Here is a 24,666-nt window from a genome sequence, read left to right as displayed (position 1 = left end):
ACCGCAGGCCACAAGGGCCTGCCTGGGGGGAGGAACGGGTCATGAGAATCAGCGTGTTCGGGCTCGGCTACGTGGGCTGCGTGTCGGCCGCGTGCCTGGCCGGCATGGGGCACGAGGTCATCGGCGTGGACGTCAACCAGGTGAAGGTCGACCTGGTCAACGACGGCAAGGCCCCGGTGGTCGAGGAGCGGATCGGCGAACTCACCGCCGACGTCGTGCGGACGGGGGCGCTCCGTGCCACCACCGACGTCCGTGAGGCGATCATGGGCAGCGAGGTGTCGCTGATCTGCGTGGGCACCCCCTCGGAGCCCAACGGCAGCCTGTGCACCACGTACTTGGAGCGGGTCACCGAGGAGATAGGCGCCGCTCTCGCCGAGCGGGGCGGGCGGCACACCGTGGTGTTCCGCAGCACCATGCTCCCGGGCACCTGCCTGAACCTCCTGGTACCGATCCTGGAGAAGAACGTCGGCGGCACCGCCGGCGTGGACGTCGGGGTCGCGGTCAACCCGGAGTTCCTGCGCGAGGGCACCAGCGTGCGGGACTTCTTCGACCCGCCCAAGACGGTCATCGGCGAGCTCGACCCGGCCAGCGGCGACGTGGTGGCGGCGCTGTACGAGGGCCTGCCCGGCGAGGTGTTCCGGGTGCCGGTACCGACGGCCGAGGCGATCAAGTACGCGGACAACGCGTTCCACGGCCTCAAGATCGGCTTCGCCAACGAGCTGGGCGCGGTCTGTCAGGCGCTCGGGGTGGACTCGCACCAGGTGATGGACGTGTTCCTGGCCGACCGCAAGCTGAACATCAGCCCCGCCTACCTGCGGCCCGGCTTCGCCTTCGGCGGCTCCTGCCTGCCCAAGGACCTGCGCAGCCTGGTCCACGCGGCGCAGCGGGCCGACGTCTCGGTGCCCATCCTCTCCCACGTGCTGGCCTCCAACTCCGACCATCTGCAGCGTGCGGTGGACCTGGTGGAGCGCACCGGCAAGCGCCGGGTGGGCCTGTTCGGGCTGTCCTTCAAGCCCGGCACCGACGACCTCCGGGAGAGTCCGCTCGTCGAGCTGGCGGAGCGGCTCCACGGCAAGGGGTACGACCTGCGGATCCACGACGCCAACGTGAGCCTCTCCCGGCTGATCGGCGCGAACCGCGAGTACATCGAGACCCGGCTGCCGCACCTCGCGCAGCTGCTCGCGGACTCCGTCGAGGAGGTGCTCGACCATGCCGAGGTGTGCCTGGTCGGGACCAAAGACCCGGCCGTCCTCGCGGCCCTGCCTCATGGCGGCGGCCCGGTGATCGTCGACCTCATCCGCCTTCCCGACGCCGAGACGCGCCGGACCGAACCGGGATACATGGGCCTTGCTTGGTAACGAAGTCAGCGGCGACGGCTCGGGCCGGCGCGCGCTGATCCTGGTGGAGAACCTGTCGGTGCCGTTCGACCGACGGGTGTGGCAGGAGTGCACGACGCTGCGCGCCGCGGGCTGGGAAGTGCACGTCATCTGTCCTCAGGGGGAGAAGCGGGACACGGAGCCGGAGGCGGTCATCGACGGGGTGCGCATCCACCGCTACCCGTTGAGCGCCGCCACCGGAGGACCGGCCGGCTACCTCAAGGAGTACGGATCGGCGCTCTGGCACACGGCCCGGCTGGCCCGCAAGGTCGGTCCGGTCCACGTGGTGCACGCCTGCAACCCGCCCGACCTGCTGTTCCTGTCCGCCCGTTGGCTGCGGCGGCGCGGCGCACGGTTCGTCTTCGACCAGCACGACCTGGTGCCCGAGCTGTACCTCTCCCGGTTCGACCGCGGCAAGGACCTGCTCTACCGCGCCGTGTGCGCCGTGGAACGGCGGACCTACCGGGCCGCGGACGTGGTGCTCGCCACGAACGAGAGCTACCGGGATGTCGCGGTGAGCCGTGGCGGCAAGCGCCCGGAGGACGTCTTCGTGGTGCGCAGCGCGCCCCAGATCGAGCGGTTCCAACCGGTGCCGCCCGAGCCGGAGTTGAAGCGCGGCAAGCCCCACCTGCTGTGCTACCTGGGCGTCATGGGTCCGCAGGACGGCGTCGACTACGCCCTGCGCGCCCTTGCCAAGCTGCGCGACGAGTTCGGGCGGACCGACTGGCACGCGGTGTTCGTCGGCTCCGGCGACGCCTTCGACGCGATGGTGGAGCTGTCCCGGCAGCTCGGGCTCACCGAGCAGGTGCAGTTCACCGGGCGCATCCCGGACGCCGACCTGCTGCGCCACCTGTCCACCGCGGACGTGTGCCTGTCTCCCGACCCGCGCAATCCGCTCAACGACGTGTCGACCATGAACAAGGTCCTTGAATACATGGCGATGGGCCGGCCGATCGTCTCCTTCGACCTGAAGGAGGCGCGCGTCTCAGCCGGTGACGCCGCCGTCTACGCGCCCGCCAACGACGAGGCCCAGTTCGCCGAGCTCATCACGGAACTGCTGGACGATCCGGACAAGCGGGCCCGCATGGGCAAGATCGGCCAGGAGCGAATCGGCGGGCAGCTTTCCTGGCGCAACTCGCAGGCGTCGCTGCTCGCCGCCTATGCCGCCGCGTGCCGGGACCGCAATGCGGTGTCGGCGAGCGGTCCGGTGCGCACAAGGAAGAAGAGGCAGCGCAGTTGAACGAAGACACCATCCGCCTCGTCACGATCGGGCGGATACTCCGTCGGCGGTGGCGGCTTCTGGCCGTCCTCGCCGTGGTGGGCGCACTGTTCGGTTACGGCACCTCGGTGCTCGTGTTCCCGCCCCGATACACCGCCTCGGCACCGGTACTGCTGCCAGGGGTGTGGGAGGAGCGAGAGCTGCTCACCCAGGTCGACATCGCCACCAGTCTGACCGTTGTCGACCGTACGGCCGACGCTCTGCACTGGTCCGACGTCAGCCGCTCCGAGCTGCGGGACCACGTGAGCGCCAAGGCCGGCGACGGGAACATCATCACGATCTCCGGTACGGCCGACACCCCGGAGCGCGCGCAGCAGCTCGCCGACGGGGTGGCCCAGCAGTTCGTGCAGTTCGCCGCGGAGGTCGCGGGCAGCGGCACCGACGCCTCAGTGGTCACGCGGACCGAGGCACTGCGCAAGCAGGTGGCGGAGACCAACCGGCGCATCTCCGACCTGGCCAAGGCCGCCGATCCGGGCCAGACCGTGGAGAGCGTCCAGTCCCGCACGGCGCTCGAGAACCTGCGCACCTCGCTGGAGGCGGCCATGAAGAAGCTGCAAGAGGCCGACCCGTCGACCAGCAAGTCAGGCATGGTCGTCATGGGGCAGGCCGCCCGGCCCACCGGTGAGGCGCCGCCGACGAGGACGCAGCTCATCGTGGGCGGGGCGCTGGTGTTCTTCCTGCTCGCGGTCCTCGGCCATCTCGTCGCCGCGCGGATGAACCGCCGGCTGCGCACCGAACCCCAGATCGCCGCGGCACTGGGCTCGACGCCGCTGGGCGCCGTGGACGTGCCCGGTGAATGGCCCGCGCACGGGACGGAAGGCGGCGGCCGCCGAGGAGCCCGCATCCGCCGGCTCCTCGGCGCCGACACCCGATGGGACGTACCGGCCCTGCAGAAGTCCGGCGACGAGGCCGGCAGACGGCTCCGTTACCGGCGGGTGTGCGCCCGCCTCCAGGAGCAACTGCCGGCTCCCCGACGGCTGCTGCTCGTCGTACCGGACGGCGACAAGATCGCCCGCCGGGCCGCGGGGCAGCTCCTGGCCGAGGCCAGGAACGATCCGCAGCTGCGCGTGGTGGAGGTGTCGGTGGACCGGCCGATCGTGCCGGACCGAGGAACGGAGAACGGTGCCGTGGTGGTCCTCAGCGCGAACACCTGGACCGCGGAGGAGCTCGCCGGCATCGCCGAGGCGTGCGCGGACGGCCGGCACGAGGTCGTGGGCGTCGTCGTCGCAGGCCCGGTCCAGGCCGGCCCCACGCGTTCCGCCGCCGACCCGCCGGACGACGCCACTCTCACGTTCGCGGTTCCCGGCCGCGCGACGGGAGGTCGGGCGTGACGACCAACACGACTTCACCGGAGTCGGCCGCCACCCCGCTCCTGGACCTTCAGGCGCTGGTGGTGGCGGTGCGCAGGCGCCGCCGCCTGTGGTGCGCCATGGCGGTCCTGGGCTTCCTGGCCGGCGCGGCAGTGGCGGTCCTGATGCCGCCGCCGCCGAGCGCGACGACCAAGGTGCTGGTCGCCCACGCGGAGGACCAGCCGAACGACACCGGAACGCTGATCCGCACCGACGTCGCGCTGCTGCAGACCACGCGTATCGCCGACGCGGCTCTGAAGTCCCTCAAGTCCCCGGAAAAACCTGAGGACTTCATGAAGGACTACCGGGGCACCGGCCTGACCAACAACCTGCTGCAGATCGAGGTGACCGGCGACGACGACGCGCAGGCGGTGGCCCGGGCCAAGGCGCTGGCCGACGCGTTCGTCGCGGACCACGTGCAGCGGATGAAGGCAACCGCGCAGGCCGAGTCCAAGGCCCTGCTCGACCAGCGTGACCGCACGCGCGACGAGCTCGCCACGGTCAACCAGGAGATCAACGACCGCGCCACCGCAGGCGAGACGACGGGGGCGGCGAGCATCGAGTCGCTCTACGCCCGCCGGGCCGAACTCAACTCGCGGATCTCCGACTTCGACCAGCGCGCCGCCGAGGCCCGCACCGGCACGCCCGCGGTCGTCGCCGGCACGCAGATCGTGGACGACCCGAGCGCGGTACGGCACTCCCTGCCCAAGGCCGCTGCCACCGACTCCGTGATCGGGCTCGTCCTCGGGCTCTTCCTCGGGCTCGCGCTCGCCGCGGTCGGTGTGGTGGTCGCGGACCGCCCCGTACTGCGCCGGGACATCGCGGCGAACCTGGGGGCCTCGGTCATCTCGGAGCTGCCCCGCCGGTCGGGCAGGCCGTGGCAGCGCCGACGGACCCGGCTGGCACGCGAACGGCTCACCGCGTCCCTGGCCCGCACCGCGCGCGGCTCCGCGGAACAGCTGTCGATGCTGGAACTGGGCTGTGCGCGCAGCACGAGCGCGATCGCCCTGGACGTCGCCAGGGCGCTGGCGACCGACGGGCCCGTGGCCGTCGTCGACGGTCTGCCGGGCTCGGAGCTCTCCGGCCGCCGCCCGAAGCCGGGGGATCCCAGCGTGGTCAGCGGTCAGCAGGCCACGACCGTGCCGGACCAAGGGCGCCTGCTGGGCGTCGGCTCGGTGGCACCCGGCACCGCGTGGACCGACCTCCAGTACCTCGGTACCCGGACCGTGCTCGTCGTGCGTGCCGGGCACGGCAGCGCCGCATGGCTGCACACCGTGGCGCGGCAACTCGCGGACCAGCGCATCGCGGTGGTCGGTGTGGTGCTGATCGACCCCGATCCCCGGGACCGGACCGACGGCACGCTCTGGGACGGGCTGCACGTCGCGCTGCGGGGGCACAGCGAGCGGACGGCCCGGCAGAACGGTGGGGGTACCTCCCACGCCGTTCAGGCAGTGGGGGACGGCCAGGTGAAGACGGAACGACAGCCGATGTGGGCCGCACGAGTCCCGGACAGCGACCAGGAGGTGCGGTAGGACATGTGTGGCATCGCAGGGACTTACCGATGGCCGGACGGCAAGATCGTGACCGACCGGCTCACCGACACCCTCGCCCACCGCGGCCCGGACGGGTCGGGCCGGTACAGTCACCCCGTCGGTGACGGCGAGGTGCACCTCGGGCACCGCCGGCTGTCCATCATCGACCTGTCCGAGACCGGCGCCCAGCCGATGGCCAAGGACGGCCTCGTCCTGACGTACAACGGCGAGCTGTACAACGCGCCCGAGCTGCGTGCCGAGCTGGCGGCCGCCGGGGTGGGCTTCCGCGGCACCTCCGACACCGAGGTGCTGCTCGAGGCGTGGCGGCGCTGGGGCACGGACTGTCTGCCCCGGCTGCGCGGCATGTTCGCGTTCGGCGTCTTCGACGAGCGCACCGGCGAACTGGTCCTGGTCCGCGATCAGTTGGGCATCAAGCCGCTGTTCCTGCTCCATCGCGACGGGGGCCTGGTGTTCGCCTCCGAGCTCAAGGCGCTAGCCGTCGCCACCGGCGGCAAGCTGGAGGTGGACCACGCGGCACTGGTGGCCTCGCTGCTCTACTACTGGGTACCGGACTCACGGTGCGCGTTCCGCGAGGCGGAGAAGCTGCCGCCGGGCAGCTGGCTGCGGTGCAGGCCCGACGGCCGGGTGGAGCGCGGCCGGTTCTGGAACCTGAAGGACGTCGCCGCCGAGGGCCAGGAACGGGCCCGGACCGGCGAACTGCCGGACCTGGCGGCCATCATCGAGGAGTCGACCCGGCAGCACCTGCTCTCCGACGTACCCGTGGCGACCTTCCTGTCCGGCGGGCTCGACTCCAGCTACCTGACCGCGCTCGCGGCCCGCGACCATCCCGGGATCTCCGCCTACACGATCGGATTCCGCGCGGAGGACGCCAAGTTCGAGGCGATGCCCGACGACCTGCGCTACGCCCGGCAGGTGGCCGAACGGTTCGGCGTCGACCTCCACGAGATCGAGATCGCCCCGAACGTGCTCGACCTGCTGCCGCAGATGACGTACCACCTGGACGAGCCGATCGGCGACCCCGCCGCGATCAACACCTTCCTGATCTGCGAGGCCGCCCGGGAGGCCGGGGTCAAGGTGATGCTCTCGGGGATGGGCGCCGACGAGCTGTTCGCCGGGTACCGCAAGCACCTGGCCAACCTGCTCGCACTGCGGTACCAGCGCGTCCCGCGACCCCTGCGGCGCGGGCTGTCCGCGGCCGTGGACCGGCTGCCGGTCGCCACGTCCCGCAGGGGCCTCAGGTCGGTGCGCTTCGCGAAGCGGTTCCTCTCCTTCGCCGATCTGCCGGAGGAGACCGCGTTCCGGCGCAGCTACACCATGTACGACCAGGACGACCTGCTCGCCCTGATCGATCCGGACCTGGCGGGGACGGTCGATGACGTGGTGACCGAGCATGCCGACATCTACGAGGACAACGAGCTCGACGACTTCGTCAACCGCATGTGCCTGGCGGACGCCCGGATGTTCCTGCCGGGCCTCAACCTCGCCTACACGGACCGGTCCAGCATGGCCGCGTCTACCGAGGTGCGGGTGCCGTACGTGGACGTCGAGGTGGTCAAGGCGGCGTTCGCCGTTCCCGGCGACCGCAAGATCGTCGGACGACAGGGCAAGGCCGTCCTCAAGGAGGCGGCCACCTCGATCCTGCCCCGGGAGATCGTCTACCGGCCCAAGGGCCTGTTCAGCGCCCCGCTGCGGGCCTGGATGAGCCGGGATCTGGCACCGCTGGTGCGCGAGGTGGTCAACGACGGCGAGCTCGTGCGTTCCGGGTTCCTGCGCAGGGACGCGCTGGCGCGGATGGTCGCCGAGGACGCCGCCGGGCAGCAGGACTTCTCCAAGCATCTGTGGCATGTGCTGACCCTCGAGTACTGGTACCGCGACGCGACCTCCGGGTCCGGCCAGAGCACTCGGCAAACGGCTTAGGAATCAGGGGACTTCGGTGAAACAGGTCGTACAGAACTACAAGAGCGGCGAGCTGGCGGTGCTCGACGTGCCGGTGCCGGGGTGCAAGCCGGGCGGTGTCCTGGTCCGCAGTGCCTTCTCGCTGATCTCCACGGGGACCGAGCTCATGAAGGTGTCCGAGGCCGGCATGTCGATGCTGGGCAAGGCCCGCTCCCGCCCCGACCAGGTGGCCAAGGTCATGCAGAGCGTGGCCACCAACGGGGTGCCCGCCACGTACCGCAAGGTGATGGGCAAGCTGGACTCCTACACACCGCTGGGCTACTCGCTGTGCGGGGTGGTCGAGGAGGTCGGCGCCGGGATCGACGACGTGAAGGTCGGCGACCTCGTGGCCTGCGCCGGCAACGAGCACGCGCTGCACGCCGAGCTCAACTGGGTGCCGAAGAACCTCTACGTCCCGGTGCCGGACGGCCTCGCGCCCAGGCACGCGGCCTTCGGCACCGTCGGGTCGATCGCCATGCAGGGTGTTCGCCAGGGCGAGCCGCAGCTCGGCGAAGTGGCCCTGGTCATCGGCCTCGGGCTGATCGGCCAGCTGGTGGTGCAGCTCCTGGCCGCCTCGGGAGTCCGCGTCGTCGGCGCCGACCCCGACCCGGCGCGCTGCGAGCTGGCCGAGCGCCTGGGCGCCGCGGCCTGCGGCGACCCGGCCTCCGCCGCCGTGGAGAACGCCGTCGCCGAACTCACCGACGGACACGGCGTGGACCAGGTGTACCTGGCCGCCGGCGGCGGCAGCAACCAGCCCGTCGAACTGGCCGCCAAGCTGGCCCGGGACCGCGGCCGGGTCGTCGACATCGGCAAGTGCCGCCTGGACCTGCCGTGGAACGCGTACTACGAGAAGGAACTCGACGTCCGGTTCTCCCGCTCGTACGGCCCCGGCCGGTACGACCCGGAGTACGAGCTGCAGGGCCGCGACTACCCGATCGGCTACGTCCGCTGGACCGAGCGCCGCAACCTGGCCTGCTTCCTCGACCTCGCCGCCCGCGGCAAGGTCGACGTGGAACCCCTGATCTCCCACGTCGCCGACTTCGACGACGCCGTCGAGACCTACCAGCGCCTGAAGGACGGCGAGCTGAAGGCCGTCACCGCGCTGTTCCGGTACCCCGAGCAGGCCGGGGAAGCGGAGGAAGCGAAGGCTCCCGCGGTGGCCGTGCCCGCGGTGGACGTGAAGGCACGTCCTGCCCGCGCCGCCAAAACGCCGGTGAAGCTGGCGTTCGTCGGCGCCGGCAACTACGCGACCTCCATGCTGCTGCCGCACCTCGCACAGCGCGAGGGCGTCGAGCTGTCGACCGTCGTCACCACGACGTCGCTGTCCGCGGCCAACGCGCAGCGGAAGTTCGGCTTCGCCGAGGCGACCACCGACCTCGACGCCGTACTCGGCGACAAGTCCATCGACGCGGTGTTCGTGGTCACCCGGCACAGCTCGCACTCCGAACTGACGCGCCAGGCACTGCTGGCCGGCAAGACCGTGTTCGTGGAGAAGCCTCTGGCGCTCACCGAGGACGAACTGGCCGGCGTGCTCGCGGCGGTCGAGGAGTCCGGCAACGACCGGCTCCAGGTGGGCTTCAACCGCCGGTTCGCGCCGCTGCTGCAGGAGGCCAGGACGCGGTTCGGCGCCCGAAGCGGTCCGGCGAACCTCCGCTACCTGGTCAACGCGGGCCGCCTCACGCACGGCAGCTGGTACCTCCAGCAGGGCACCGAGGGCTCGCGGTTCGCCGGCGAGGGCGGCCACTTCATCGACACCGCGAGCTGGCTGCTCGACGCCGACCCGGTCTCGGTGTACGCGACCGCCACGTCCGGCAACGAGGATCTGCAGGTCGTGCTGCGCTACCCGGACGGTTCCACCGCCACCATCAGTTACGTCACCACCGGCCCGTCCGGCTTCCCCAAGGAGACGCTGGACCTGGTCGCGGACGGTCGCGCGCTGCGCCTCGACGACTTCGTGCATGCCGCGGTGTACGGCCGTAAGAAGTGGGTCAGTTCGAAGCTGCCCAAAGCGCGGGACAAGGGCCAGAACGCCGAACTGGCGGCGTTCATCAAGGCGGTTCGCACCGGCGGCCCGATGCCGGTGCCGCTGGAGTCGCTGGTCGCCACCACGGCGGCCACCCTCGCCGTGCAGGCCGGCCTGGCCGGTGGCGTGCCGGTGACGTTGGCGAGGTCCCGATGACCATGAGCGTGGGCTGGTACCTCCGGCGGCTGTCCCGGATGGGGCCGCGGGAGGTCGCGGGCCGGGTGGGCGACACGGTGCGCAGACGGCGCTGGCGGTCGGCGCCGCCCGACTGCCCGAGCACGACCGGCGCCCGGTTCACCGCCGTGCTGCCCGCCGGGACGATCGCCGCCGTACCCGCCGACGCCGCCAAACGCCTCGTCGCCGAGGCGGACCGGCTGATGGACGGGCACGCCGAGTTCTTCGGGGTGGTCCGCGACGACATGGCCGACCCGGACTGGTGGCGCGACCCGAAGACCGGGCGCCGGGCCCCCTCGGGCTACGCCTTCGACGTGCCGTACCGCAGCGAGGACGCGGTCGGGGACATCAAGCAGATCTGGGAGCCGTCCCGGCACCAGTACCTCACCCGGCTCGCGGCCGCCTACGCGGTCACCGGGAACGAGCGGTACGCCGAGCGGGTGGCCGAGCACCTGCGGTCGTGGTGGTCGGCCAACCCGCCGCTGCGCGGTGTCCACTGGATCAGCGGCATCGAGCTGGGCATCCGGCTGCTGTCCTGGGTGTGGATCCGCCGACTGCTCGACGGCTGGCCGGGCGCGGCCGACCTGTTCGAGGGCAACCCGGTGGCGCGGAACCAGATCTGGCACCACCAGCGCTGGCTGGCGGCCTTCCCCAGCCGGGGCTCCTCGGCGAACAACCACGTCATCGCCGAGACCGCCGGTCAGTTCGCCGCGTCCTGCGCGTTCGACTGGTTCCCCTCCTCGACGCGCTGGCGAGCCGAGGCGCTGCGCTCGCTGGACCGGCAACTGCGCGGTAACACCTACGGCTCCGGCCTCAACCGCGAGCTGGCCACCGAGTACCACGGACTGGTCCTGGAGCTCGGCCTGGCCGCGTTGGCCGAGGCGGACGCCGCCGAGGTGCCGGTCCCCGCGTCCGTCCGTCTCGTGCTGCTGCGCATGACCGACGCGCTCGCGGCCGTCGTGGACAACCGGCTGCGGCCGCCGCGTCAGGGGGACGCGGACGACGGGCACGGTCTGATCGTGGACGGCGCGGGCACCGACCGCTGGGCCTCGCTGCTGGCCACCGGGGACGCCGTGTTCGGCCGCCTCGACTGGTGGCCGGAGGTGACCGCCACCGATGTGCGCACCCCGCTGCTGGCCGCGCTCGTCAAACCCACCGACCCGTCGGCGACCCGCCCGGCGAGCCGGCCGGCCCACTTCGCGGACGCGGGCATGACGATTCTGCGCGGCCCGGAGGAGATCTGGTGCCGCTGCGACGGTGGTCCGCACGGCTTCCTGTCCATCGCCGCGCACGCCCACGCGGACGCGCTGTCCGTGGAGGTCCGGCACGACGGGGTCGATGTGCTCGCCGACCCGGGGACGTACTGCTACCACGGGCAGCCCGAGTGGCGGCAGTACTTCCGGTCGACCCTCGGCCACAACACCCTGCAACTGGACGGCACCGACCAGTCCGTCTCCGGCGGCCCGTTCCTGTGGACCCGGCACGCCGAGAGCCGTGTCCTGGTCGCGGACCCGTCCGGCGAGGTGGCCCGCTGGTCCGCCGAGCACGACGGCTACGAGGGCTCCGTGCACCGCCGCCAGGTGGAACTGACCGCGGAGAGCCAGGAGCTGAGGCTGGTCGACGAGGTGAGCGGCCCGCGCCGGACCGTGCATCTGGCGTTCCACCTCGGCCCGGCGATCACCGCCGACCTGGTCGGGAACCGGGCCCAGCTCACCTGGACCCGCGACGGCGAGGACCGCTCCGCCGTACTCGACCTGCCCGAGCGACTGTCCTGGCAGGCGCACCGCGGCGAGAGCGAGCCGCCGCTGGGCTGGTACTCCTCCGGCTTCGGGCGCAAGGAACCCGCCACCACCCTGATCGGCACCGGCTCCACCGACGGCACGGCGGGTTTCACCACCGTGCTCAGGTTCCGCGGCTAGGGGGGCGCGTGGGGATCAACAGGCGGCCCTGGGCGTTGGCGGCGGTACCGCTGACGCTGGCCCTGCTGGCGGCGACCGGCTGTGACAGCGGCACGCCGGAAGGCGACGCGAAACCGACCGCCGCGCCGACCACGTCCGGGGCCCGGCCCGAGTCCCTGGCCCGGGTGTGCGCCAACCCCGCGGCCGGGCCGGCCAAGGCACCGGCGGGTGCGGTGACGGTCGACCCCGGCAAGGTCGGTGACCTTGCGGCCAAGACCAGGAACAGCCCCCCGCACACCACGTTCTGGCTGCGGCCGGGCAAGCACCGGCTCGACCCGGACCGCTACGCCCAGGTCGTCCCCAAGCAGGGGGACCGCTACCTCGGTGCGCCCGGCGCGGTGTTCGACGGCGGGAAGAAGAACCAGTACGCGTTCAGCGGCAGCGCCCGCGACGTCACCATCCGCTACCTGACCGTGCAGGGTTTCGCGGCGCCGTCGGACGAGGGCGTGGTCAACCATGACTCGGCCGACGGGTGGGTCATCGAGGACGCGACGATCCAGGACAACTCCGGTGCCGGGCTGATGGCCGGTGCCCGCCAGCAGGTCCGCGCCAGCTGCCTGCGGAACAACGGCCAGTACGGCATGAACGCGTACAAGGGCAACGGCCGTATCACCGGCCTGGTGGTCGAGGGCAACGAGATCGTGGGCAACAACACCGGAGACTGGGAGCGGCGCAAGCCCGGCTGCGGCTGCACCGGAGGCGTCAAGTTCTGGGCCGTCAACGGCGCCGACATACGCGGGAACTGGGTGCACGGCAACCGGGGAACCGGGTTGTGGGCGGACACCAACAACAACGACTTCCTCATCGAGAACAACGTGATCGAGGCCAACGACGGTGCCGCGCTGATCTACGAGATCAGCTACAACGCGATCATCCGGAACAACACGATTCGGCGGAACAACTGGGTCGAGGGCCGCAAGGCGGCCGACAAGGGTGACAGTTTCCCGTTCGCGACCCTCTACCTGTCCGAGTCGGGCGGGGAACCTCGGATCAAGGCCCGCACCGACAAGATCGAGATCTATCGGAACCTGCTGGAGAACAACTGGTCCGGAATCACCCTCTGGGAGAACGCCGACCGGTTCTGCAACAGCCCGGCCAACACATCCTCCGGTGACTGCACGTTGCTGGTGAAGAAGACCGGCAGCTGCGCGAAGCCGGCGATCGCCAAGGCGCCGCTCTACGCAGACTGCCGGTGGAAGACCCAGCGGGTGGACATCCACGACAACCGCTTCGTGCTGGACAAGTCCGTCCTCAAGTGCACGACGAAATGCGACCGGATGGCGGTGCTGTCCAACTACGGCACCTATCCGGACTGGTCGCCGTACAAGGGCGAGAAGGTGGCCGACGCGATCACGCAGAAGCAGCACAACCGCTGGCACGACAACGTCTACGTCGGACCATGGCAGTTCGTCGTCCACGACCCGAGCAGGATGCTCGCGTTCGAGCGCTGGCAGGGCATGCCGAACCAGCAGGACGCGGGCAGCACCCTCGTCGCCCGGGCCGGTGGTTGAGATGGAGGCAGAGCGCACGCCGAAGATCGTCGGGGTGGTCTGGGGGCTGCTGGTCCTCAACACGCTCGGCTCCGCCGGGGCGAAGACCATCGTCCCGTTGCCCCGCTCCCTCATCCAGATGGTCACCATGGGCGCGCTGGTTCTCGCGTTCACGCTGGCGCTCGCGGTCAATGCCCGGTTGCGCATCCGAGCCGGCGCGTACGTGTTCCTGCTGACCCTGCTGCTGGTGACGAGCGTGATCTCCAGCGCTCACCTGGAGTCCGGGTTCGGCGCGCTGTTCCGCTGCTTCAGGCTGACGCTCTTCGTCGGCACGCTGTGGCTGCTCAGCCGCTGGTGGGCCGGCAGCCTGACGTTCGTACGGCACCACATCCGGATGTACTACGCGGTGCTCGGATCGGTGGCCCTCGGCCTGGTCGTCTCACCGGGCGCGGCCCTGCCCGAGCTCTACGGCGGGCGGCTGGTGGGCGCGCTGTGGCCGCTCACACCGCCGCAGATCGGCCAGTACGCCGCGGTGATCATCGGGCTCACCGTGCTGCTCCTCCTGGGTGGCCGGACAGACAGGACCAGCGCGGCGGTCATCATCGTGCCCTCCCTTGTCCTGCTCGCGCTGACCCATACCCGCACGGCCACGCTCGGCCTGCTCCTCGGGCTGGTGCTGGCGATCGGCTCGCTCCTGCTCACCAGCGCCGCGGCCCGCCGCTTCTTCACCTGGGCGGTGGTGTGCGCCACGGTCGCCGCGGTGGGGTTCGCCGGTGCGCTGCAGGCGTGGTTCCTGCGCGGCCAGAGCAAGGACAACTTCTCCAGCCTCACCGGTCGCGCCAAGGTCTGGGACGCCCTGCTGGCCGCGCCCCGGTCGACCGGGGAGAAGTGGTTCGGCGTGGGGCTGGGCGACAAGTCGTTCGGCGGGCTGCCGATCGACAACAGCTGGCTGGCCGTCTACAACGAGCAGGGCCTGATGGGCGTCACCCTCGTCGCGGCGATCATCATCGTGCTGGGCGGCGTCGCGCTGCTGCGGCCACCGTCGCTGCAGCGGGCCTGCGCGATCTTCCTGATCAGCTACTGCGCGATCGCGTCGTACACCGAGGCCGGTCTCGGCGACGCCTCGCCGTATCTGCTGCATCTGGCCCTGGCCGTCTCGCTGTTGGCGGCACCTGCCGAGGCAGGCCCCCTCGCGACGCCCGTCGTCCCCCGACAACGCGTCCCGCGCTGGGCCAAGAGATCGGAGGTGAGGTGAGCATGCACATCCTCGTGGTGCACAACCGTTACGGATCGGCGCAGCCGAGCGGCGAGAACAAGGTCGTCGACCAGGAGGTGGAGCTGCTGCGCGAGGGCGGCCACCGGGTCGAGACGTTCGAGCGGCGCAGCGACGACATCGGCGCCATGTCCCTCCTCGCCAAGGTCGCGGTGCCCCTGCGGGTGCCGTGGAACCCGGCGGTCCGCACCGAACTCGCCGGCCGGCTCCGCACCGAGCGGCCGGACATCGTCCACGTGCACAACGTCTTCCCGCTCCTGTCGCCCGCGGTGCTCGCCGCCTGCGCCGACGCAGGCGTGCCCGCCGTGGCGACGCTGCACAACTACACCCAGGTCTGCCCGCCCGGCACCCTGCAGCGGGACGGCCGGCCGTGCACCGACTGCGTCGGGTCGACGCCACTGCCCGCCGTCCGGCACGGCTGCTACCGCGACTCCCGCCTCGCGACCGTGCCGCTCGCGGTCAGCCTGTCGGTCAACCGGCGGCGGTGGTGGTCCGGCGTGGAGCGCTTCTTCTGCATCTCCGCGGCGCAGCGTGACGTCCTGGTGGGTGCCGGGATGCCGGCCGAACGGCTGGCGGTGAAGCACAACTTCGTGCCCGACCCGGACGCGCGCCGAACGGACGCCGGCGAGCATGTGCTCTATCTCGGCCGGCTCGCGGAGGCCAAGGGCGTACGGCTGCTCATGGCCGCGTGGGACGAGATCGCGGCGAGTGGCGGTGTGGGAGTACCGCTCGTGATCGCCGGCACGGGACCACTGGAGGCAGACGTCACCGCCTGGGCGGCGGGCCGGGACGACGTGCGGTACGTCGGCCTGTACGACACGGCGGAGTGCCAGAAGGCCATCGCGCGGTCGGTCGCCGTGGTGGCTCCCTCGACGTGGCTGGAGGCGTTCGGCCTGGTGGTCGTGGAGGCGATGGCGGCCGGGGTCCCGGTCGTCGCGGCCGGCCACGGCGCCTTCGTCGAACTCGTCGAGGACGGGGTGACCGGGCTGCTGCACGAGCCGGGCGAGTCCGCCTCGCTCTCGTCCTGCATACGCCGGATCGCGGGCGGGCCGGCCGGCAACCGGGAGATGGGCGAGGCGGCCCGGCGCCGTTACGAAAAGGGTTTCAGCCCGACGGTCGGCCTGGACCGTCTGGTTGACGAGTACCGCTCCGTGATCGCGGGGCGGTCGGCACGGACTCGCGGCGGGGACACCCGCGCGAGCAGGGGGGATGGGGACAACAGATGACACGATGCCGACTGTGCGGCTCGGAGGCGATGGCGAGCGTCGTCGACCTCGGGGCGACGCCACCGTGCGAGAGCTTTCTCGCCGCGGACCAACTCGACCGGCCGGAGCCCGCGTACCCGCTGCACCTGCGGGTCTGCACCGACTGCTGGCTCGCGCAGATCCCACCGCTGATCACGCCGGAGGAGACGTTCAAGGAGTACGCGTACTTCTCCTCGTTCTCGACCTCCTGGGTGGAGCACGCACGCACGTTCGTCGCCGACGCCGTGGAGCGCGTGGGTCTCGACGCCGAGGGCTCCGACGCCTTCGTGGTCGAGGTCGCGAGCAACGACGGGTATCTGCTGAAGCACGTGGTGGACCGGGGGATCCGCTGCCTGGGCATCGAGCCCTCGGTGAACGTCGGCGCGGCGGCACGCGACAAGGGCGTGCCCACGCTCACGGAGTTCCTGAGCCCGGACACCGGCTCGGCCGTCCGCGCCGAGTACGGCCCGGCGAACCTGGTCGTGGCCAACAACGTGTACGCGCACATCCCCGACGTGGTCGGCTTCACCCAGGGGCTGCGCGCCCTCGTCGCCGACGACGGCTGGGTCTCCGTCGAGGTGCAGCACCTGCTGACCCTGATCGAGGAGAACCAGTACGACACGATCTACCACGAGCACTTCCAGTACTACACGGTCGCCTCCGCAATCCGGGCCCTCGCGAGCGGCGGACTGACGCTCGTGGACGTCGAGTTGCTGCCCACGCACGGCGGCTCCATCCGGCTGTGGGCCCGGCCGGCCGAAGTCGCCGGCGAGCCGTCGCAGCGGGTGGCCGACGTGCTGGCCCGGGAGAAGGCCGCCGGGCTGCAGGAGCTGTCCGGGTACGCGGAGTTCTCCGCCCGGGTGGCCAAGGTGCGCCGGGACCTCCTGAAGTTCCTCATCGACGCGGCCGAGCGCGGCGAGACGGTCGTCGGCTACGGCGCCCCGGGCAAGGGCAACACCCTGCTCAACCACTGCGGCATCCGGCCCGACCTGCTCGCGTACACGGTCGACCGCAACCCCTACAAGCACGGCAGGTTCACGCCGGGCACCCGTATCCCGATCCTGGCGCCCGAGCAGATAGCCGCCGACAAGCCGGACTACGTGCTCGTCCTCCCGTGGAACCTGCGGGCCGAGCTGGTCGAGCAGCTGTCCTTCGTGCACGACTGGGGCGGCCGGCTGGTCTTTCCCATCCCGGAACTGAGCATCGTCGAGGTCGCGTCGCGAAAGGTCACAGCATGAAGGTCGTTCTGTTCTGCGGCGGTTACGGCATGCGGATGCGCAACGGAACCTCCGACGACGTGCCCAAGCCGATGGCGATGGTCGGCCCCAGACCGCTGATCTGGCACGTCATGCGCTACTACGCCCACTTCGGGCACACGGAGTTCATCCTGTGCCTGGGGTACGGGGCCCACCACATCAAGGACTTCTTCCTCAACTACGAGGAGACGACGTCCAACGACTTCGTACTGCGGGGTGGGCGGACCGAGTTGCTGTCCACCGACATCTCGGACTGGACCATCACGTTCGCGCAGACCGGCATCGAGTCACCGATCGGGGAGCGGCTGCGCCGCGTGCGACACCACCTGGACGGCGACGAGATGTTCCTCGCCAACTACGCCGACGTCCTCACCGACGCCCCGCTGCCCGAGATGATCGAGAAGTTCGCGCAGCGCGACGCCGGAGCGTCGATGATGGTGGTGCCGCCCCAGTCCTCCTTCCACTGCGTGGAGTTGGGCGAGGACAGCCTGGTGGGGGGCATCACCGCGGTGAGCGACATGCCGCTGTGGGAGAACGGCGGCTACTTCGTGCTCCGTCAGGAGGTCTTCGACCACATACCGGAGAACGGTGATCTGGTGGCCGACGGCTGCGGCCAACTCGCCAAGCGCGGACGGCTGGTGGCGCACCAGCACCGCGGCTTCTGGAAGCCGACCGACACCGTGAAGGAGCGCGCCGCGCTCGACGAGGCCTACGCCCGGGGCGACCGCCCGTGGGCCGTGTGGGAACGCGACAACGCTGGGGTGGGAGCGTGATCCGGCTCGCGGCCGGGCGCCCGGCCCGGATCGTCGCGGTGGGCGCGCACTGCGACGACATCGCCATCGGCGCAGGCGGCACGCTGCTGACGCTGTGCCTCGCGCACCCGGGCATCCGCGTCGACGCGCTGGTGCTCTCCGGCGGTGGCAGCGAGCGGGAGCAGGAGGAGGAGGCCGCGCTCGCCGCCTTCTGCCCCGGCGCCGACCTGCGGCTGACCGTGCACAAGCTCCCGGACGGCCGACTGCCCGTGCACTGGGACGAGGCCAAGGCCGCGGTCGAGGAACTGCGCGCGCAGACCGACCCGGACCTGATCCTCGCCCCGCGCACCGACGACGCCCACCAGGACCACCGCGGCCTGGCGCAGCTGATACCCACCGCCTTCCGCGACCACCTCGTGCTCGGCTACGAGATCGTCAAGTGGGACGGCGACCTCGGCCGCATGGCGGCGTACCAGCCTCTGTCGACGGAGATCGCCGAACAGAAGGTGCGGCTGCTGCAGGAGCACTACGCCTCGCAGCGGCACCGGCCCTGGTACGACCGGGAGGCCTTCCTCGGCCTCGCGCGAATCCGCGGCATCGAATGCCACGAGCGATACGCCGAAGCGTTCGCCGTCACCAAACTCACGCTCAACCTGGGGGGTTGAACCCATGCGCGTACTGCTCACCGGACACCAGGGATATCTGGGAACCGTCATGGCCCCGGTCCTCGCCGCCGCCGGGCACGAGGTCGTCGGCCTCGACGCCGGCCTGTTCGCCGACTGTGTCCTTGGTCCGGCGCCCGCCGACCCGCCGGGGCACCGGGTGGACCTGCGCGACGTCACGGCCGAACACGTGGCCGGGGTCGACGCCGTGATCCACCTTGCCGCGCTCTCCAACGACCCGCTGGGATCACTGGCGCCGGAACTGACCTACGACATCAACCACCACGCGTCGGTACACCTCGCCCGGCTGGCCCGCGACGCCGGAGTGGGGCGCTTCCTGTACGCGTCGACCTGCTCGGTGTACGGCGCCGCCGGCGACCCCGACTTGTCGAACTTGGTGGGCGAGGACGCCCCGCTGCGCCCGGTGACGCCGTACGCGGAGTCCAAGGTGCGGGTCGAGGACGACCTGCACGAGCTGGCCGACGGCGACTTCACCCCGGTGTTCATGCGCAACGCCACGGCCTTCGGTTTCTCGCCCCGGCTGCGCGCCGACATCGTGCTGAACAACCTGGTCGGCCACGCGCTGCTGTCCGGCGAGGTGCTGGTGATGTCCGACGGCACGCCCTGGCGCCCGCTGGTGCACGCCGTCGACATCGCGCGGGCCTTCACCGCCGCGCTGACAGCGCCGCGGGAAGCGGTGCACGACCGGGCGTTCAACATCGGCAGCGAGATCAACAACGTCACGGTCGCCGAGATCGCCGAGCAGGTCGCCGAGGCGGTGCCCGGCTCCAAGGTGAGGATCACCGGGGAGAACGGGGCCGACCCGCGCTCGTACCGGGTGGACTTCTCCCGGTTCCGCGCCGCGATCCCCGGCTTCGACATCGAGTGGACGGTCAAGCGCGGCGCCCTCGAACTCGCCGACGCCTACCAGAAGTTCGGGCTGACCAAGGAGGAGTTCGACCAGCGCTTCACCCGCCTGGCCGTGCTGCGCGCGGCGTCCGACGCCGGCACCGTCGACGACACCCTGCGGTGGCGCCGATGACCGATATCGGCGAGGAAATGCATGCCCTGGTGGAGCGGCTGTACCCGCTGTGCCGGAGCATCACCGGCGACGGTGTCCGGGCCACCCTGGACATCGTCGGCGAGTACATCCCGCTCCAGGTGCACGAGGTGCCGACCGGGACGCAGGTCCTCGACTGGACGGTGCCGCAGGAGTGGAACATCCGCGACGCGTACATCGCGGACGGCACCGGCCGGCGGGTCGTCGACTTCGCCGCGTCCAGCCTGCACGTGCTCGGCTACAGCGTGCCCGTGTCGGCGACGATGCCGCTGTCCGAGCTGCGCGACCACCTGCACACCCTGCCGGACCAGCCGAGCTGGGTGCCGTACCGCACCAGTTACTACAAGCCCGAGTGGGGCTTCTGCCTGGCGCAGGAGACCCTGGACGCAATGCCGGACGGCGACTACGAGGTCCGCATCGACTCCACGCTTGCCGACGGCCACCTCACCTACGCCGAGCACGTGGTCCCAGGACAGGTCGCGGACGAGGTGATCGTCTCCTGCCATGTCTGCCACCCGGCACTGGCCAACGACAACATGGCCGGTGTCGCGGTGGCGACGTACCTGGCCCGGGAGCTGGCGCGGCAGACGCCGTACTACACCTACCGGTTCATCTTCGCGCCCGGCACCATCGGGGCGATCACCTGGCTGGCCCGCAACGCGGAGCGGGTGGAGCGGGTCAAGCACGGTCTCGTACTGGCCTGCGCCGGCGACCGGGGCCAACTGACGTACAAGCAGAGCAGGCGCGGCGACGCGGAAATCGACCGGGTGATCCAGCACGTGCTGGCCGCCTCCGAACGCCCGCACCAGATCAACGAGTTCACCCCGTACGGCTACGACGAGCGGCAGTACTGCTCGCCCGGGTTCAACCTCGGCGTCGGCTCACTCACCCGGACCCCGTACGCGGGCTATCCCGAGTACCACACCTCGGCGGACAACCTGGACTTCGTCTCCCCGGAGGCGATGGCGGACACCCTCGCCGTCTGCCGCGAGGCGTTCGCCGTCCTGGACCGCAACCGGCGGTACCTCAACCTCAGCCCCTACGGCGAACCGCAGTTGGGCCGCCGTGGGCTGTACGACGCGCTCGGCGGCCGCAGCGACACCAAGCAGGCCCAGATGGCCATGCTCTGGGTGCTCAACCTCTCCGACGGCGAGCACAGTCTGCTGGACGTCGCCGAGCGGTCCGGGCTGCCCTTCGACACCGTCGCCGACGCGGCCGGCGCACTGTACGAGGCTGGACTGATCAAGACATGACGTCGATGCCCGTCGAGGGGGAGAACCCGCCGACAGCGGCGCCACGGGCCGGATCCGCCAAGCGGGCCCTCCTCGGCCGGCTGTCCTGGGGACTGGCCGACCAGGCGGCCTCCAGCATCAGCAACTTCGCGGTGGGCATCTACGTGGCCCGCTCGCTGGGGGTGACCGCGTTCGGTGTGTTCAGCCTGGCCTGGGTCACCTACGGCGTGGTGCTGAACGTCTCGCGAGGTCTGTCCACCGACCCCCTCGTGGTGCGCTTCAGCGGGGTGCCGGAAGCGTCCTGGCGGGGGGCGGTGGCACGGTCGACGGGTACCGCGCTCGGCGTCGGTACCTCCCTGGGCGCGCTGTCCCTGGTGGTCGGGCTGGCTCTCGGCGGTCGGCTGGGGGCCGCCTTCGCCTGCCTGGGAGTCATGCTGCCGGGACTGCTGCTGCAGGACGCCTGGCGCTTCGCGTTCTTCGCCGCGGGCAACGGACGGAAGGCCTTCGTCAACGACGTCGTGTGGTGCGTGGCGCTCGTTCCGGCGATGGTGGCGGCGGCACATGCGGCCACCGTGGGCGCCTTCGTGCTGGCCTGGGGTGCGTCCGCCGCGGTGGCCGCCGCCTACGGCTGCCTCCAGTCCGGCATCCGGCCCCGCATGACCGAGGCCCGCGGATGGCTGCGCGAGCAGCGCGACCTCGGCTACCGGTATTTGGTTGAGAACGTCAGCCTCAGCGGCGCCAGCCAACTGAGGGCCTACGGGCTCGGTGCGATCGTCGGGCTCGGCGCGGTGGGCGCGGTACGGGGCGCCGAGCTCCTGATGGGCCCCTTCCTCGCCGTGCTGATGGGACTGTCGCTGGTCACCGTCCCGGAGGCGGCACGGGTGCTGCGGCAGTCCCCGCACCGCCTGGCCAAGTTCTGTCTTCTGCTGGGCGGCGGACAGGCCGTCGCCGCCCTGCTGTGGGGCGGCTCCTTGCTGCTGCTGCCGAACCGGCTCGGCGACCTCCTGCTCGGCAACGTCTGGCACTCCTCCTCGCATCTCATCGTGCCGATCACCTTCAGCGTCGCGGGTGCCGGCCTCGGCACCGGCGCGGCGGCCGGGCTGCGCGCCCTCGGCGCCGCCCGGCGCAGCCTGCGCTGCCAGCTGTTCGCCTCCGCCTTCTATGTCAGCGGCGGGCTCGGCGGGGCGGCCCTGGCCGGCACGGTCGGCTCGGCCTGGGGCGTCGCCGCCGCGACCGTCAGCGGCTCGGCCCTGTGGTGGCTGCAGCTGCGGTCCGCCCTGCACGAGCGCCTCCACGACTCCGTTCCCGAAGTGAGGACCTCATGACCGACCGACCCAGACTGAGCATCGGCCTGCCCGTGTACAACGGCGAGGAGTACCTGGCCGAGTCGCTCGACGCCCTGCTCGGCCAGACCTACGAGGACTTCGAGCTGGTCATCTCCGACAACGCCTCGACCGACGGCACCGAGGACATCTGCCGCAAGTACCTCGCGCAGGACTCGCGCATCCGGTACCTCCGGCTGCCCCGGAACATCGGCGCCACCCCGAACCACAACCGGGTGCTCGACGAAGCCCGCGGCGAGCTGTTCAAGTGGGCCTCCCACGACGACCTCTACGGCCGCGACCTGCTGCGGCGCTGCGTCGAGGCACTGGACGAGCGGCCGGACGTGATCCTCGCGCACACCGACCAGGCGGTCATCGACGGCGACGGTCAGGTGAAGGTCCCCTACGAGTACACGCTCGCCACCGACTCGCAGCACGCACCGGACCGCTTCCGCAGTCTGCTGTTCGAGCCCGGTGGCGACGACTTCTACGGGGTCATGCGGACCGACGTGCTGCGCCGGGTGGAACCGATGGACAGCTACCACCACGCGGACCGCACGTACGTCGCCGAGATCACCCTGCACGGGCGCTTCCACCAGGTGCCGGAACTCCTGTACTTCCGCCGCGACCACCCCACCCGCGCCGAGCGGGCGAACCCGTCCAAACGCTCCCGGTGCGTCAACCTGGACCCACGCCGGGCGGGCCTGCTGCACCCGACGCCCCGGCTGCTCGCCGAGTACGTCTGGGGCTTCGCCTCGGCGATCCGGCGGGCCCCGTTGTCCGCGGCCGACCGGCGTGAGTGCTACCGCCATCTGGCCGCGTGGATGACCAGCCGGGTCCGGCCGGGCGCCGGTGAGCGGGTCGAGGACCGCGCCCCGGTCGACCCGGCCCAACTGACCGTCTCCGTCGACGCCCTCGTCGCCGGCCGTGAGGGGAAGCGGGCATGACACCGACGGACGAGACCCCGGCGCGCGTCGGGGTGTTCGGCCTGCTCGGCTCCGGCAACCTCGGCAACGACGGGTCGCTCGAAGCTGTCCTCCAATATCTCCGGGCCGAGCATCCGGAGGCGGTCGTCGACGCCCTGTGCGGCGGGCCCGAGGCCGTCACGGCCCGGTTCGGGATCCCCGCGACACGGCTGCACTGGTACCGCGGGGAGTACCGGACCGCGTCCCGCGCGGCGGCGATCGCGAGCAAGGGCGTGGGCAAACTCGTCGACGTCTTCCGCACCGCCGCCTGGGTGCGCCGGCACGACGTGGTCATCGTGCCGGGCATGGGCGTCCTTGAGGCCACCCTGCCGCTGCGACCGTGGGGCTTCCCGTACTCGCTGTTCCTGCTCTGCGCGAGCGGACGGCTGCTGGGCACCAGGGTCGCGCTGGTCAGCGTCGGCGCCGCCGGGATCAGCAGCCGGCCGACCCGGGCCCTGGTGCGCTGGTCGGCACGGCTCGCCGCGTACCGGTCCTACCGGGACGAGCAGTCCCGCGACGCGATGCGCGCGATGGGCGTGGACACCTCGCGCGACGAGATCTACCCCGACCTCGCGTTCGCCCTGCCGGCGCCGCAGACCGGCGCGCCCGCCGGCACACCGGGTCCCGTCTGCCTCGGCGTCATGGACTTCCACGGCGGCAACGACGACCGCGCCCGGGCCGAGGAGATATACCGGCGCTACCTCGACGGGACGATCACCTTCGTCCGCGCGCTCGTCGAGGAGGGCAGACCGGTCCGGCTCCTCACCGGCGACCAGTGCGATCTGTCGGTGGTCGCCGCGATCCTCGACGCCGTGGACTCACCGCTGGTCACCGCGGCCGAACCGGCCTCACTGGCCGACCTGATGAACGAGATGGCGGCCGCCGACACCGTGGTGGCCGTCCGCTACCACAACCTGATCTGCGCGCTGAAGACCGGAACACCCGTGCTCGCCCTGTGCTACGCGGCGAAGAGCAACGCGCTCATGGACCGGATGGGCCTCGGCGCGTACTGCCACCCGGCACGCGAGGTCGACGCCGACCGGCTGCTCGAACAGTTCCGGGACCTGGAGAAGCACGCGGTGGAGGTACGGCGGACCCTCACCGAACGGAATCGGGTCGCCGCAGAGCAACTCGCCCAGCAGTTCACCGCCTTGACGACGACCCTGTTCCCGGCGCACTCCCACGCCCACGCCCCGCGGAAGGCTCCATGAAAGCGACCGAAGTCCCCGAGATCGCCGGCGCGTTCCTCTTCGAGCCGACGCCGTACGCCGACGAACGCGGCTTCTTCTGCCGCACCTTCGACGTCGACGTGGTCCGCTCCGTGGGCCTCGACCCGCACGCCTTCGTCCAGGACAGCGTCTCCCGCTCGGTCCGGGGCGTGCTGCGCGGCCTGCACCTGCGCTCCGGCGCCGGCGAGGCCAAGCTGGTGCGGTGCTCGTACGGGCAGATCTTCGACGTCGTCGTGGACCTGAGGCCGGACTCGCCGACGTACCGGAACCGGGCCTTCTTCGAGCTGTCAGGTGAGACGCAGAAGACCGTATACATCCCGGCGGGATGCGCCCACGGCTTCCAGGCTCTTACCGAAATCGCAGACACCTCTTACCGTATCGACCGAGAGCACGATCCTTCCGAGGACGTGACGATCGCCTTCGACGACCCGGAACTCGCCATTCCCTGGCCGCTGCCGGTCACATCGATGTCCCAGCGGGACCGGGAGGCACCGAGCCTCGCCGAGGTCCTCAAGCACACGGAAAGGTGAAGTC

19 protein-coding genes are annotated in these 24,666 nt (G+C 71.2%); all 19 read left to right on the top strand.

Features of this window, described 5'->3' with window-relative positions; genetic code table 11:
* The first annotated feature begins 41 nt into the window (after positions 1 to 41).
* From RKD20_RS05855 to rfbC, 19 genes are read left to right on the top strand one after another with little or no spacing between them, the layout of a single operon-like run.
* Positions 42 to 1,358 (top strand): nucleotide sugar dehydrogenase, encoded by a 1,317-nt coding sequence (locus RKD20_RS05855; RefSeq protein ID WP_424876735.1) that lies wholly within the window; start codon positions 42 to 44, stop codon positions 1,356 to 1,358.
* The gene (locus tag RKD20_RS05850; protein ID WP_424876734.1) at positions 1,348 to 2,616 is read left to right on the top strand and encodes a glycosyltransferase family 4 protein; all 1,269 of its coding nucleotides are present in this window, start codon (positions 1,348 to 1,350) and stop codon (positions 2,614 to 2,616) included. Before RKD20_RS05855 ends, RKD20_RS05850 begins: the two co-directional genes overlap by 11 nt.
* A complete protein-coding gene (locus RKD20_RS05845; RefSeq protein WP_424876733.1) occupies positions 2,613 to 3,986 on the top strand; it encodes a Wzz/FepE/Etk N-terminal domain-containing protein in 1,374 nt (457 codons plus the stop codon). The genes RKD20_RS05850 and RKD20_RS05845 overlap by 4 nt, the downstream gene beginning before the upstream one ends.
* A complete protein-coding gene (locus RKD20_RS05840) occupies positions 3,983 to 5,536 on the top strand; it encodes a Wzz/FepE/Etk N-terminal domain-containing protein (protein WP_424876732.1) in 1,554 nt (517 codons plus the stop codon). The genes RKD20_RS05845 and RKD20_RS05840 overlap by 4 nt, the downstream gene beginning before the upstream one ends.
* Before the next feature lie 3 nt (positions 5,537 to 5,539).
* On the top strand, positions 5,540 to 7,474 hold the full coding sequence (gene asnB / locus RKD20_RS05835; RefSeq protein WP_424876731.1) for an asparagine synthase (glutamine-hydrolyzing): 1,935 nt from the start codon (positions 5,540 to 5,542) through the stop codon (positions 7,472 to 7,474).
* A 16-nt stretch (positions 7,475 to 7,490) separates the two neighbouring features.
* On the top strand, positions 7,491 to 9,671 hold the full coding sequence (locus tag RKD20_RS05830; protein WP_424876730.1) for a bi-domain-containing oxidoreductase: 2,181 nt from the start codon (positions 7,491 to 7,493) through the stop codon (positions 9,669 to 9,671).
* Entirely contained in the window at positions 9,668 to 11,608 is a 1,941-nt protein-coding gene (locus tag RKD20_RS05825; protein ID WP_424876729.1) for an alginate lyase family protein, read from the top strand. Before RKD20_RS05830 ends, RKD20_RS05825 begins: the two co-directional genes overlap by 4 nt.
* 8 nt (positions 11,609 to 11,616) lie before the next feature.
* Positions 11,617 to 13,158: a right-handed parallel beta-helix repeat-containing protein gene (locus RKD20_RS05820; protein WP_424876728.1), complete on the top strand. Its 1,542-nt coding sequence runs from the start codon at positions 11,617 to 11,619 to the stop codon at positions 13,156 to 13,158.
* A 1-nt stretch (position 13,159) separates the two neighbouring features.
* The gene (locus tag RKD20_RS05815) at positions 13,160 to 14,392 is read left to right on the top strand and encodes an O-antigen ligase domain-containing protein (protein WP_424876727.1); all 1,233 of its coding nucleotides are present in this window, start codon (positions 13,160 to 13,162) and stop codon (positions 14,390 to 14,392) included.
* A 2-nt stretch (positions 14,393 to 14,394) separates the two neighbouring features.
* A complete protein-coding gene (locus RKD20_RS05810; RefSeq protein WP_424876726.1) occupies positions 14,395 to 15,636 on the top strand; it encodes a glycosyltransferase in 1,242 nt (413 codons plus the stop codon).
* Positions 15,633 to 16,892, top strand: coding sequence for a class I SAM-dependent methyltransferase (locus tag RKD20_RS05805; protein WP_424876725.1), 1,260 nt, complete (start codon positions 15,633 to 15,635; stop codon positions 16,890 to 16,892). Before RKD20_RS05810 ends, RKD20_RS05805 begins: the two co-directional genes overlap by 4 nt.
* Positions 16,889 to 17,683: a glucose-1-phosphate cytidylyltransferase gene (locus RKD20_RS05800; protein ID WP_424876724.1), complete on the top strand. Its 795-nt coding sequence runs from the start codon at positions 16,889 to 16,891 to the stop codon at positions 17,681 to 17,683. The genes RKD20_RS05805 and RKD20_RS05800 overlap by 4 nt, the downstream gene beginning before the upstream one ends.
* Entirely contained in the window at positions 17,680 to 18,327 is a 648-nt protein-coding gene (locus RKD20_RS05795; protein ID WP_424876723.1) for a PIG-L deacetylase family protein, read from the top strand. The genes RKD20_RS05800 and RKD20_RS05795 overlap by 4 nt, the downstream gene beginning before the upstream one ends.
* A gap of 4 nt (positions 18,328 to 18,331) precedes the next feature.
* Positions 18,332 to 19,366 carry an NAD-dependent epimerase/dehydratase family protein gene (locus tag RKD20_RS05790; protein ID WP_424876722.1) on the top strand — a complete coding sequence of 345 codons (1,035 nt, stop codon included), beginning with the start codon at positions 18,332 to 18,334 and terminating at the stop codon, positions 19,364 to 19,366.
* Positions 19,354 to 20,637 (top strand): DUF4910 domain-containing protein, encoded by a 1,284-nt coding sequence (locus RKD20_RS05785; protein WP_424876721.1) that lies wholly within the window; start codon positions 19,354 to 19,356, stop codon positions 20,635 to 20,637. Before RKD20_RS05790 ends, RKD20_RS05785 begins: the two co-directional genes overlap by 13 nt.
* A complete protein-coding gene (locus RKD20_RS05780; RefSeq protein ID WP_424876720.1) occupies positions 20,634 to 21,941 on the top strand; it encodes a hypothetical protein in 1,308 nt (435 codons plus the stop codon). Before RKD20_RS05785 ends, RKD20_RS05780 begins: the two co-directional genes overlap by 4 nt.
* Complete coding sequence (locus RKD20_RS05775) at positions 21,938 to 22,885, top strand: glycosyltransferase family 2 protein (RefSeq protein ID WP_424876719.1); 948 nt, start codon at positions 21,938 to 21,940, stop codon at positions 22,883 to 22,885. The genes RKD20_RS05780 and RKD20_RS05775 overlap by 4 nt, the downstream gene beginning before the upstream one ends.
* Positions 22,882 to 24,114 carry a polysaccharide pyruvyl transferase family protein gene (locus RKD20_RS05770; RefSeq protein ID WP_424876718.1) on the top strand — a complete coding sequence of 411 codons (1,233 nt, stop codon included), beginning with the start codon at positions 22,882 to 22,884 and terminating at the stop codon, positions 24,112 to 24,114. Before RKD20_RS05775 ends, RKD20_RS05770 begins: the two co-directional genes overlap by 4 nt.
* Positions 24,111 to 24,662, top strand: coding sequence for a dTDP-4-dehydrorhamnose 3,5-epimerase (rfbC, locus tag RKD20_RS05765; protein WP_424876717.1), 552 nt, complete (start codon positions 24,111 to 24,113; stop codon positions 24,660 to 24,662). The genes RKD20_RS05770 and rfbC overlap by 4 nt, the downstream gene beginning before the upstream one ends.
* The last annotated feature ends 4 nt before the right edge of the window (positions 24,663 to 24,666 follow it).

The organism is Streptomyces sp. SLBN-8D4 (assembly GCF_049739545.1).
GTDB classification, from domain to species: domain Bacteria; phylum Actinomycetota; class Actinomycetes; order Streptomycetales; family Streptomycetaceae; genus Streptomyces; species Streptomyces canus_C.
This window is presented reverse-complemented; position numbering and strand designations above follow the sequence as displayed.

Bases quoted from the DNA above. Each gene is read 5' to 3' on its own strand.
- RKD20_RS05800 (WP_424876724.1), top strand. From the start codon at position 16,889: ATGAAGGTCGTTCTGTTCTGCGGCGGTTACGGCATGCGGATGCGCAAC.
- RKD20_RS05770 (WP_424876718.1), top strand. From the start codon at position 22,882: ATGACACCGACGGACGAGACCCCGGCGCGCGTCGGGGTGTTCGGCCTG.
- RKD20_RS05805 (WP_424876725.1), top strand. From the start codon at position 15,633: ATGACACGATGCCGACTGTGCGGCTCGGAGGCGATGGCGAGCGTCGTC.
- asnB (WP_424876731.1), top strand. From the start codon at position 5,540: ATGTGTGGCATCGCAGGGACTTACCGATGGCCGGACGGCAAGATCGTG.
- RKD20_RS05855 (WP_424876735.1), top strand. From the start codon at position 42: ATGAGAATCAGCGTGTTCGGGCTCGGCTACGTGGGCTGCGTGTCGGCC.
- RKD20_RS05815 (WP_424876727.1), top strand. From the start codon at position 13,160: ATGGAGGCAGAGCGCACGCCGAAGATCGTCGGGGTGGTCTGGGGGCTG.
- RKD20_RS05790 (WP_424876722.1), top strand. From the start codon at position 18,332: ATGCGCGTACTGCTCACCGGACACCAGGGATATCTGGGAACCGTCATG.
- RKD20_RS05810 (WP_424876726.1), top strand. From the start codon at position 14,395: ATGCACATCCTCGTGGTGCACAACCGTTACGGATCGGCGCAGCCGAGC.
- RKD20_RS05825 (WP_424876729.1), top strand. From the start codon at position 9,668: ATGACCATGAGCGTGGGCTGGTACCTCCGGCGGCTGTCCCGGATGGGG.
- RKD20_RS05780 (WP_424876720.1), top strand. From the start codon at position 20,634: ATGACGTCGATGCCCGTCGAGGGGGAGAACCCGCCGACAGCGGCGCCA.
- RKD20_RS05775 (WP_424876719.1), top strand. From the start codon at position 21,938: ATGACCGACCGACCCAGACTGAGCATCGGCCTGCCCGTGTACAACGGC.
- rfbC (WP_424876717.1), top strand. From the start codon at position 24,111: ATGAAAGCGACCGAAGTCCCCGAGATCGCCGGCGCGTTCCTCTTCGAG.